The 11,315-nt window shown below is 74.7% G+C and carries 8 protein-coding genes; 5 read left to right on the plus strand and 3 right to left on the minus strand.

The genetic code is table 11. The annotated features are described in order from the left end of the window. Positions 1-37 precede the first annotated feature (37 nt). Positions 38-505: an Lrp/AsnC family transcriptional regulator gene (locus tag ACFVNO_RS04175; protein ID WP_220559375.1), complete on the minus strand. Its 468-nt coding sequence runs from the start codon at positions 503-505 to the stop codon at positions 38-40. 167 nt (positions 506-672) lie between these two features. Here ACFVNO_RS04175 and ACFVNO_RS04180 point away from each other — a divergent pair, with 167 nt between their 5' ends. The 5 genes from ACFVNO_RS04180 (at position 673) to ACFVNO_RS04200 (ending at position 7,408) form a co-directional block, all read left to right on the plus strand. Further along, entirely contained in the window at positions 673-2,253 is a 1,581-nt protein-coding gene (locus ACFVNO_RS04180; RefSeq protein ID WP_355262456.1) for an alpha/beta fold hydrolase, read from the plus strand. Between the two features lie 81 nt (positions 2,254-2,334). Beyond that, positions 2,335-3,174: a GNAT family N-acetyltransferase gene (locus ACFVNO_RS04185; protein WP_220559376.1), complete on the plus strand. Its 840-nt coding sequence runs from the start codon at positions 2,335-2,337 to the stop codon at positions 3,172-3,174. Positions 3,175-3,215: 41 nt separating this feature from the next. Then, complete coding sequence (gene pta / locus ACFVNO_RS04190) at positions 3,216-5,255, plus strand: phosphate acetyltransferase (RefSeq protein ID WP_378889115.1); 2,040 nt, start codon at positions 3,216-3,218, stop codon at positions 5,253-5,255. 142 nt (positions 5,256-5,397) lie between these two features. Beyond that, positions 5,398-6,618 carry a multidrug effflux MFS transporter gene (locus tag ACFVNO_RS04195; protein WP_220559378.1) on the plus strand — a complete coding sequence of 407 codons (1,221 nt, stop codon included), beginning with the start codon at positions 5,398-5,400 and terminating at the stop codon, positions 6,616-6,618. Positions 6,619-6,883: 265 nt separating this feature from the next. Next, positions 6,884-7,408, plus strand: coding sequence for an ATP-binding protein (locus tag ACFVNO_RS04200; protein ID WP_355262329.1), 525 nt, complete (start codon positions 6,884-6,886; stop codon positions 7,406-7,408). A 68-nt stretch (positions 7,409-7,476) separates the two neighbouring features. Here ACFVNO_RS04200 and ACFVNO_RS04205 read toward each other — a convergent pair whose 3' ends face one another. Continuing rightward, on the minus strand, positions 7,477-8,319 hold the full coding sequence (locus ACFVNO_RS04205; protein WP_220559380.1) for an AMP-binding protein: 843 nt from the start codon (positions 8,317-8,319) through the stop codon (positions 7,477-7,479). A gap of 391 nt (positions 8,320-8,710) precedes the next feature. Beyond that, on the minus strand, positions 8,711-11,251 hold the full coding sequence (locus tag ACFVNO_RS04210) for a LuxR C-terminal-related transcriptional regulator (RefSeq protein WP_378889120.1): 2,541 nt from the start codon (positions 11,249-11,251) through the stop codon (positions 8,711-8,713). Positions 11,252-11,315 lie beyond the last annotated feature (64 nt).

The following is an 11,315-nucleotide window of genomic DNA, read 5'->3' on the forward strand; positions in this document are numbered from 1 at the left end:
CGGCGGAGGATGGGCGCACCCCTCCGGGTCCCCGTGCTCAGGTCCGGTTCTCGGCGCTTCCGGCCAGGATGGGCTGGTCGACCAGCCGGGACAGCACCAGGGTGCTCTTGGTGCGGACCACGAAGGGCTCGGCGCCGATACGCTCGATGACCTCCTCCAGGTGCCGGGTGTCGCGCGCCCGCACCTGGACGATGGCGTCGGCCTCGCCGGTGACCGTGCAGGCCGAGGTGATCTCGGGGTAGGCGGACAGGCCCGTGCGGATCTCCCCGGGGGAGGTGCGCGCCCGGCAGTACAGCTCGATGAACGCCTCGGTGGTCCAGCCGACGGCCTGGGGCTCCACCACGACGGTGAACCCGCGCACCGCGCCGGACTCCACCAGGCGGTCCACCCGCCGCTTGACGGCGGACGGGCTCAGCCCCACCTGGCCGCCGATCTCCGCGAAGCTCATGCGCGCGTCCGCGCCGAGGATCGCGATGATCCGCTCATCGACACGATCAAGACGCATGGTGTCCCTTTGTCCACTTCTGATGCCGGCGGTCACATCGTACCGGCGCGTCCCCAGGTGAGCCGCCGTGTCGTTTCCTATGGTCACTGATGGTGACAAGGACAATGCATATGGTCGCAACGCCTGGGTGAGGGAGTGGACACGTGCGAGCACCGTCTCTGACCGTGATGTCGGGGGTCCTCATGGCCTCCCTGGTGGCGGCCCCGGCACCCGCCGCGGCACAGGCCCCCGCCCCGGAGCGGCCCGGGACCACGCGCATCGACCAGAAGGCCCTGCGCTGGGGGCCCTGCGAGGACCTCGACCCCGTGGGCGACGAGACCCTGGAGTGCGCGACGCTCACCGTCCCCATGGCGCACAACGGCCGCGGCCCCGGCGACCCCGTCCGGATCGCCCTGTCCCGGGTGCCCGCCACCGGCGCCGCCGAGCACACCCTGCTGGTCAACCCGGGCGGGCCGGGCAGCGCCGGGCGCCGGTGGGCCTCCTACACGCACCTGCGCATGTCGCCCGAACTGCGCGAGGTCTACGACGTCGTCGCCTTCGACCCGCGCGGCGTGGGCGCCTCCACCCCGCGGATCACCTGCGACCCGGAACACTTCACCCCGCCGCGCCCCGACGGCGTCCCCGCCGACCCCGGGGCCGAGCAGGCGCTGCGGGCCGACGCCGAGGAGTACGCCCGGTCCTGCGCGCAGAACACCGGACCGCTGCTGGACCACATGCGCACCGAGGACATCGCCCACGACATGGACGCCATCCGGGCCGCCCTGGACCTGGAGCGGATCGACTACCTCGGCTACTCCTACGGCAGCTACCTGGGCACCGTCTACTCCGCCCTGTACCCGGACCGGGTGCGCTCGCTCATCCTCGACAGCGTGGTCGACCCCGACACCCCCTGGTACGAGAGCAACCTGCGCCAGAGCCTGGCCCTGGACCGGTCCGCCCGCGACTTCTTCGGCTGGGTCGCCCGCCACGACGCCGCCTACGGCCTGGGCACCGACGCCGACGCGGTCGAGGAGGCGTACTACACGCTGCGCTCGGAGCTGGCCTCCGAGCCCGTCGACGGCGTGGTCGGGCCGACCGAGCTGGAGAGCGCCGTCATCGTCGTCGCCTACAGCGGCGCCTCCTGGCCGACCGTGGCCGCCGCCCTGTCCGACCGCATCGTCGACGGCGACCCCGCCGCCCTGAAGAAGCTCTTCGACACCTACGGGGAGCAGCCCGACGCCGACACCGACACCGGGTACGGCGGCTACCTCGCGGTCCAGTGCACGGACGCCCCCTGGCCCAAGGACTGGGACACCTGGCACCAGGACGCCGAAGGAGTGCACGCGGCCGCGCCCTTCATGGGCTGGCACAACATCTGGTACAACGCTCCGTGCGCCACCTGGGACGCCGAGGTCGAGGAGTGGTTCCAGGTCGGCGACGGCGCCTACGAGCACCCCGCCTACCGGGGCGACGCGCTCATCGTGCACGCCACCGGGGACGGGGCCACCCCCGTGGAGGGCTCCTACTCCCTGCGCGACCGGCTGCCGGGGTCGGCGCTGGTCGTCGAGGAGGGCGGACTCACCCACGGGGTGACGCTCACCGGCAACGTCTGCGTCGACGAGATCGCCCGCGACTACCTGCTGGAGGGCACCCTCCCCGAGCGGACGGGGGGCGAGGGGCCCGACGCCGTCTGCCAGGCCCGGCCCGAGCCGTCCCCGCGCACCGCGCAGAGCGAGCCTTTGGTGGATCGCCCGGGGACGTCCGGGTGAGCGTGGAATAGGCTGGAATCAGCGCGAACGGACCTGATCCCGCGGTCGCGGAGCCGACGGCGGGCGGATGGGGGAGATGCGATGCTGCGGACCTCACCGGTGAGGATTCTCGGCGAACGGGACAGGGAGGCCGTGCGCGCCCTCCTGGACATGGATCCGGTGGGGAACGTGTTCGTCACCTCCCGGCTGATGGCCGCGGGGATCTCCGCGGGCAACGGGACCGAGGTGTGGGGGCACGTCGAGCACGGCCGCCTCACCGCGCTCTGCTACTCCGGGGCCAACCTGGTCCCCGTCAACGCGGGCCCCGCGGCGATCCGCAGCTTCGCCGACCACGCCCGCTGGCGGGGCAGGCGCTGCTCGTCCATCGTCGGCCCGGTCGACGCGGTCAGCGACTTCTGGCAGCAGGTCACCCCCGCCTGGGGGCCGGCCCGCGCCATCCGCGCCAGCCAGCCCGTGCTGGAGATCTCCGGCGAGCCCGCCGTGCCCGCCGACCCGCTGGTGCGCCGGGTCCGGCGCACCGAGCTCGACATCCTCGTACCCGCCTGCGTGGCCATGTTCACCGAGGAGGTCGGCGTCCCGCCGGACTCCGGCGACGGCGGCGCCCTGTACCGCGCCCGCATCGAGGAGCTGGTGCGCACCGGCCGCGCCTTCGCCCGCATCGAGGACGGCCGGGTCGTCTTCAAGGCCGAGGTCGGCGCGGTCACCCCGCAGGCCTGCCAGATCCAGGGCGTGTGGGTACACCCCGACCTGCGCGGGCAGGGCCACTCGGTGCCGGGCATGGCCGCCGTCGTGCGCCACGCCCTGGCCGAGATCGCGCCGCGGGTCACCCTGTACGTCAACGACTTCAACACCCCGGCCCGGGCCGCCTACCGGCGGGTCGGGTTCCGACAGGTCGGAGAGGTCATGTCGGTGCTCTTCTGACCGGCGGCCGCCGACACCGCCGGGAGAAAGGGACCGCGACGGTGCACGGTGTCTACATAGCGTCCAGCGACGCCGAGGGGGACAAGCGCCCGGTCGCGCTCGGCCTGGCCGAGCTGCTGGCGGGGACCGTCGACACCCTCGGCGTGTTCCGGCCGGTGGTGGGCGCGGGCGAGCGCGACCCGCTGGTCGAGACGGTCCGCCGCAGGTTCGGGGTCGCGGCGCCCTACGAGGAGTGCACCGGCGTGGTCTACGACCGGGTCCGCGACGACCCCGAACAGGCCATGTCCGAGATCGTCGCCGCCTACGGGGCGCTGGCCGCGAAGTGCGCGGCCGTCGTCGTCATCGGCACCGACTACACCGACGTGGCCACCCCCACCGAGTTCGCGTTCAACGCCCGTGTCGCCGCCAACCTGGGCACCCCGGTGCTGCTGGTGCTCTCCGGCCGCGGCCTCTCCGAGGAGCAGGTCCGCGGCGCCGCCGCGGTCGCCGAGGCCGAACTCGCCCGCGAGCACGCCGCCCCCCTGGGCACCGTCGTGGGCCGGGTCGACCCCGACAGGGTCGCGGCGCTGCGCGCCGCCGGGCCCTGGTCGGTGCTGCCCGAGGTGCCGGGCCTCACCGTGCCCACCGTCCGCGACCTGCAACGGGCCTGCGGCGGGCGGCTGCTGTTCGGGGAGGACAAGCGCACCGGCCGCGAGGTGTCGGGCATCCTCGTCGCCGCCATGTCCCTGCCGCACATCCTGGACCGGATGCGCGACGACAGCGCCGTCATCCTCCCCGCCGACCGGGCGGGCGCGGTCCTGCCCGCGCTCATCGCCGCCCACCTGTCCCCGGACTTCCCGGCGATCGCCGGGGTCTTCCTCACCGGCGACACCGACGCCGACATGCCCGAACCCGTCTGGCGGCTGCTCGCCGGGATGCACGTGCGGGTCCCCGTCATCGCCACCGGCCTGGACACCTTCACCGCCGCCACCCTGCTCGCCGACGTCCGCGGCGGCGGCGCGCCCCTGCCCGACCACAAGATCGAGTCCGCGGTGGCCGCCTTCGACTCCGGCGTGGACGGGCCCGCCCTGCTCGAACGCCTCCAGGTGGCCCGCACCGACACCGTCACCCCGCTCATGTTCGAGTCCACCCTGCTCGGCCGGGCCCGCGCCGACCGGCGGCGCATCGTCCTGGCCGAGGGCACCGAGGAGCGGGTGCTGCGCGCCGCCGACCTGGTGCTGCGCCGCGACGTCGCCGACCTCACCCTGCTCGGGGACCCCCGCGAGATCCGGGCCCGCGCCGCGGACCTGGGCCTGGACGTGGCCGCCGCCGACCTGGTCGACCCGGAGGCGTCGCCACTGCGGGACGAGTTCGCCGCCGAGTACGCCCGGCTGCGCTCCCACAAGGGCGTCACCGAGCAGCTGGCCCGCGACACCGTCGGGGAGGTCTCCTACTTCGGCACCCTCATGGTCCACCTGGGGTACGCCGACGGCATGGTGTCCGGGGCGGTCCACACCACCGCCCAGACCATCCGCCCCTCGTTCGAGATCCTGCGCACCTCGCTGGTGTCCAGCGTGTTCTTCATGTGCCTGGCCGACCGGGTGCTCGTCTACGGCGACTGCGCCGTCGTCCCCGACCCCACCGCCGAACAGCTCGCGGAGATCGCCTCCGCCTCCGCCGACACCGCCGCCCGCTTCGGCGTGGACCCCCGGGTGGCCCTGCTGTCCTACTCCACCGGCGCCTCCGGCAGCGGCGCCGACGTGGACAAGGTGCGCACCGCCACCGACCTGGTCCGCGAACGCCGACTGGACCTGCCGGTGGAGGGCCCCATCCAGTACGACGCGGCCGTCGACCCCGGGGTGGCCCGCACCAAGCTCCCCGACAGCCGGGTGGCCGGGCGCGCCACGGTGTTCGTCGTCCCCGACCTCAACACCGGCAACACCCTGTACAAGGGCGTGCAGCGCAGCGCCGGCGCGGTCGCGGTGGGGCCGGTGCTCCAGGGGCTGCGCCGCCCGGTCAACGACCTCTCCCGGGGCGCGACCGTGCGGGACATCGTCAGCACCGTCGCCATCACCGCCGTCCAGGCCCAGGCCGGGGACTGACGGGGGCCGCCGGACGGCCGCGGAGGTTTCGCACACATCGGTGTCAGAACGGGGGCGGAGGCGGTTTCGCGGCGTCCCGCCACGGTTAGCCTGCAAAGGGCGCCGATCGCGCTTTTCGTCACCGCACCCCGAGAGAGCGCCGATGACCCTGCGCAACCCGACCGGCCGCACCCGCCTGTCCCTGGCCTTCCTCCTGGCCGCCCTGGCCGTGCTGGGGCCGCTCAACATCGACATGTACCTGCCCGCGTTCCCGGAGATCTCCGCCGACCTGGGCGCCGGGGCCTCGCAGGTCCAGCTCAGCCTCACCACCTGCCTCGTCGGGCTGGCGGCCGGCCAGTTCATCGTCGGCCCGCTCAGCGACGCGTACGGCCGCCGCGGGCCGCTGCTGGTCTCCCTGGGCCTCTTCGTGCTGGCGTCCGCCGTGTGCGCGCTGGCCCCGAACATCGCCGTGCTGGTGGCCGGCCGCTTCCTCCAGGGGCTGACCGCCTCGGCCGGGGTGGTGCTCTCCCGCGCGGTCGTGCGCGACGTGTTCGACGGGCACGAGCTCACCCGGTTCTTCGCCCTGCTCATGGTGATCAACGCGGTGGCCCCGCTGGTGGCGCCGGTGGCGGGCGGCGCCCTGCTGTGGCCGGATTTCACCGGGTGGGAGACCGTGTTCTGGGCCCTGGCGCTGCTGGGCGTCGCCATCGTCGCGGTCACCGCCCTGCGCCTGCCCGAGACCCTGCCCCGGGAGCGGCGCACCCCCGGCACGGTCCGGGGCACCCTGCGCAGCATCGGCGGGCTGCTGCGCGACCGCGTGTTCCTGGGGTACGCGCTGGTCACCGGGCTGCTGCACGGCGGCAGCTTCGCCTACGTCGCCGGGACGCCCTTCGTCTACCAGGAGCTGCACGGGGTGTCCCCGCAGGTCTTCGGGGTGCTGTTCGGCATCAACGGGATCGCGATCATCGGCGGAAGCTGGGCGGTGGGCCGGTTCTCGCCGCGCTTCGGCGAACGCCGCCTGCTGGTCACCGCCGTCTCCGTGGCCGTGCTGGCCACCGGGGTGCTGCTGGCCGCGACGGTGTTCCAGGGGCCGCTGGTCGCCCTGGTCGTCCCGATCTTCGTCTACATGACCTGCATGGGCATGATCCTCACCGGCTCGTTCGCCCTGGCCATGGAGGGGCAGGAGCGCCGGGCGGGCAGCGCCAGCGCGCTGCTGGGCGCGCTGTCCCCGCTGTTCGGCGCGGTGGTCGCGCCCCTGGTGGGGCTGGACGAGACGACGGCGGTGCCGATGGGCGCCCTGCTGTTCGGCACCTCCGCCGTCGGACTGCTGGTCCTGGTGGCGATGACCTCCCGGCGTCCCCGCGTCCCCGTCGCCGAGGCCTGAGCGGCGGTGCGGGATCCCCCGGAGGTCCGGCGGGCCTTCCGGGACCCCGTCCCGGGCATTGCCAACGTGTTGCATGTCACATGGCTCTCCCTGGGGCCCGCACTGTTTCCTTTGTCTGCATCGGGGAGGACACGTGACGGGGTTTTGTGGCCAATCCCAGGCAGGGTGAAGGCGGGTGTGCTGTTCTGGACTCGGCACACCCTTGTCTAAGGTGAGTGCAGGCGGCGCAACCCGCGCGCCCGACGCGGGTGATTGGAGTGACCGGATGGCTGAGGCGAGGCAACTCCGGGAATACGTGCCCGCGGAGGTACCCGAGAACGCGGAACCCGCCCCCATCGAGGGCGGCGACCTCACCGGCGGCGCCACCGACCACACCGTGTGGAGCTGCGCGGGCAACCTCACCGCCGTCCGCTCCGTCCGCGCCCGCGTACGCGACTTCCTCGCCCGCATGGGCCACTCCGAGACCGTCCTGGACGACGCCGAGCTCGCCGTCAGCGAACTGGCCACCAACGCCCTGCTGCACTCCCGCTCCGGACAGAGCGGCGGGGTCATGACGCTGTTCATCCGCTCCGACGGCTCCCGGCTGCGCGTCGCCATCGCGGACCAGGGGGAGCGCGCGGGGGAGGGCGGCCACACCCGCGAGGACGGCGACGACTTCGGCCGCGGCAAGCTCATCGTCGACAGCTGCGCCACCCGCAGCGGCGAGTACTGGAGCGAGGCCACCCACGTGGCCTGGTTCGAGATCGAGGACCCCCGTCCGGGCCTCCCCCTGGCGGGCGACACCGTCTGAGCCCCGCGGGCGCCGCGCACGGCCCCGGACCCCCGCCCCGAACCCCGTCGGGACGGAGGGCGGCGGCGTCAGGCGGTCAGGCCCGGGGCGGCGATCCGCTCGGGCTCGGGGGCGCAGCGCACCGTCACCCGGCGGCCCTCCGGAGCAGGGCAGTCCGCCCCCGTCATCACACAGGCCCCCGTCCACAGCGCCAGCGCCACCAGCGCGGCCCGCGTGGCCTCCTCACCGCGCTCGTCCACGGCGACCACGTCCTCGGCGGTCAGCGACAGGTGCTCGCGCAGCGCGACGAACCGCGCCATCAGGTCGCTGTGCGGGTACAGCGTCGTCAGCAGTCCCGCCCCGGTCTCCTCATAGCCCAGGATGCCGTTGTCGAACAGCCCCCGCGAAGGGCTGTACCCGGTGCCGTCCGGACTGGGCCGCAGCAGGTCCTCGAAGGGCGTCGTGCCCAGGGCGTCGCCGAACGCGATGACCTGCCGCACCCGCGAGCGCTCGGCCAGCTCCAGCGCCACGGGCGCCAGGTCGGCGCTCACCACCAGCAGGCGGGCGTCGGTCTCGGCCAGGGCCGCGCACTGCACGTCGGTATCGGAGGCGGGGGACAGGGGCAGGGCCCGGCCGCCCACCGCCATCACGGTGTAGGTGGCCAGGAACCGCTCGGGCGAGACCGGGGCCAGCACGCCGACCACGTCGCCCAGGCACAGGCCCCGCTGGCTCAGCCCCGCGGCGGCCCGCTCCACCGTGGCGGCGAAGGTCAGCGCGTCGACGCGCGCCCCCCCGCCGCGGATGCTGCCGCCCAGGCCCGGGCGCAGCCGCAGGCGCTCGCACAGCCCGCCGGTCAGCGAGCCGATGGGGTCGTCCCGGCGCGGCAGGTTGCGCCCCGGTCGTCCGGTTCCAGAAGACAGCCCTACCCCCATGCGTTCCCCCAGTTCACCCTGGTCGCGGCGGTACCGCCATCCGGGCTCGTCACGCCCCCTCCACGTGGCGAGCCCGGCGGCGCCGCACCGGCCGGTCCGAGCGAGGTCCCTCCCCAGGTTCCACCTCGCGCCGGTGCGGGTTCCCACCGGCCCCGGGAGTCCTCCCGGGGCTGACGGTCCGCCGGGATTCCGGGCAGCGCACCCGGGCCGACGGCCGTTCCCGGAGCGCCCGGACCGCGCCACCGAAGTGCCGCGATCGCGTGCGTTCCATGGCTGGAAGCCTAGCGCGTTCACGGTCGGATGCACATGCATATTGCTATGCAGATGCATATGTAGATTCAGTGCGCAGGGGCCGGTACAGGCCCCGTTCGCGGGGGTTTCGGAGGAACCGTCAGTCCCGTCCCCCGTGGCTCTGCATCCACGCCGCGATCTGCGTGCGCGAATGGAAGCCCATCTTTCTGTTGATGTTGGCGATGTGCCGGGCGGCGGTCGCCGGGCTGATGAACAGCGCCCGCGCGATCTCCGGGTTGCTCCGCCCCCTGCTCACCAGCCGGGCCACCTCCAGCTCGCGCCGGGTCAGGCGCTGCTGGGGCGGCGTCTGCGGCGGGGGAGGCGGCGGGGCCGCGGCGGTCCGCGCCGGACGGGCCGCCCGGGCGGGCGTGCGCCGGGGGGCGGGGGACGGGCTGCGCCGGGAGGGCGGCCGGCGCCCCTCCTCGGCCAGGCGCTCGGCCTCGCGCACCGCCTCGGCGGTGCTCAGCCCCCGGCCCTCCTCCCAGAGGGAGACCAGGCGCTTGCGGCGCCTGCGGGTCTTCTCCTCGTCGCCGAAGGGCCAGGGTGCCGGGGGTACGGACAGCCCCAGCCGCTCGCGCATCTGCACGGCCGCCCCGGCGATACGGCAGGCGGCGTCGCGCATGCCGACCGCGAACGCCACCCGGGCGATCGCGACCAGCGCCCGGCCGACCTCGGCCCGCTGGCCGGCGGCGTGGCTCAGCAGCAGTCCCTCGCTCAGGTAGTCGCAGGCCTGCTCGACCCGCTCCTGCGCGTACGCCACCCTGCCGATCCCGGCCAGGCAGCGGGCCTCCTCGGCGGAGGCGCCGATCATCCGCTGGGTGTCCAGCGCCTCCCGGTAGCAGCGGTCCGCCGTCACCAGGTCCCCGCCCAGCTCGGCCGCGCGGGCCTGGCCGATGAGGGTGACGCCCACGCCCCAGCGGTGGTCGATCCCGCGCAACAGGGTCAGCGCCGCGTTGTAGTGCTGGTCGGCGGTCTGGTGGTCGCCCTGCTGGGCGGCCAGCGCGCCCCGGGTGCCCAGGGCGATCGCCTCGCCCCACAGGTCGCCGGACTCCCGGCACAGCCGCAGGGCCTCCTCCACCCGCACCGCCGCCCGGTCGGGCACCCGCTCGCGCACCTCCACCAGCGCCAGCAGGTTCAGGGCGGTGCGCACGAACATCTCGTCGCCCGACTCCCGGCACAGCCGCAGCCCCTCCTCGCCCAGGGACAGCGCCAGGGCGTGGTCGCGGCGCACCCGCGCCAGCTGGGCCCGGCCCACCAGGGCGCGCGCCCGCGAGGGGGCCTTCTCGGCGTCCTCCAGGTCCAGGAGGAGGTCCATGAGGTGGGCGCCCTCGGAGTAGTCGTGGTGGCTCACCCAGTGCGCCACCAGGCTCGACGCCAGACGCAGCCCCGGCTCGGCCCGGCCCTCCCGGTGCGCCCAGCGCAGCAGCGAGCGCAGCGTGTCGAACTCGGCGAGCACCCGGCGCCGCCCGGCGTCGCGCTCGCTCCAGGGCATGGCCCGGCTCGACTCCAGCCGCAGGCCCAGGTCCTCGGCCAGCCGGGTCATCCGGTCCAGCAGCCGCTCCCGGAGCAGGCCGTCCTCGCCAGCCTCGGCCAGCCGCTCGGCGGCGAACGCCCGCACCGCCTCGGGCAGCCGGTACCGCAGCCGCCCCTCGAACTCGCCGGTGACGGTGATCAGCGACCGGTCCAGCAGCGACGCCAGCAGGTCCAGGACGTGCTCCCGGGCCAGGCCGTCGCCGGCGCACACCTGCTCGGCCGACTCCAGGTCCCAGCCGCGGAACACCGACAGCCGCCGCAGCAGGACCCGCTCCGGCTCGGGCAGGGTCCGGTAGACGAAGTCCAGGACGATCGGCAGCACCTCGCTGCGGGCCACCGCCTGGCCCGGGCCCGGCCGGAACTCGGGCGAGGCCAGGTGGGCGCGCAGCCCCTCGGCCAGGGCGTCCGGCCCGATGCCCGGAGCGCTCCCCCCGAGCACCTCGATGCCCAGCGGCACCCCGCCGGCCAGGTCGCACAGCACCGCCGCCGTCTCCAGGTCCTGCCGGGACGGGTCGAAGCGGGGGTCGCGGATCCGCGCCCGGTCCAGGAACAGCCGCACCGCCTCGGAGTCGGCGGGGTCGGGCGGCGGGCCGTTGCGCGAGGCCACCGGCAGCGCCATGGGCGTCATGCGCCACACCGTCCCGCCCGACAGCCGCACCGGCTCCAGCGCGGTGATCAGGATCGACACCCCCGGGCAGGCGGCCAGCAGGGTCTCGCCGATACCGGTGACCGCGTCCGCCACGGGGTCGCAGGCGTCCAGCACCAGCAGCAGCCGCCGGTCGCGCAGCGCCTCGACCACGGTCGTCGCCAGGGGCTGTCCCGGCTCCTCCACCACGCCCACCGCCTGCGCCACCCGGGCGTGGACCTCCAGCTCGGTGTGCGCGTCGGTGAGGTCGGCGGCCCACACCCCGTCGGGGAAGGACGCGGTGGACTGTTCGGCCACACGCAGGGCCAACCGGGTCTTGCCGATCCCCTCGGTACCGCACAGCGTCACCGAGCGGCTGGACTCGAGAAGCCGCAGCAGGCTGCTCAGGTCCCGCTCACGGCCCACGAAGCCGGTGCCCGGCCGAGGGAGGTTGTGCCGCGCGGGCGCGGTCGAAGATGCCATGGCCTTCACATGTCAGGGCGGTCGGGGAGGTCCTCACCGTGGTGGGGGTCGCTGGCAAGGGGAC

Source organism: Nocardiopsis sp. NPDC057823, assembly GCF_042797335.1.
GTDB lineage: Bacteria > Actinomycetota > Actinomycetes > Streptosporangiales > Streptosporangiaceae > Nocardiopsis > Nocardiopsis changdeensis.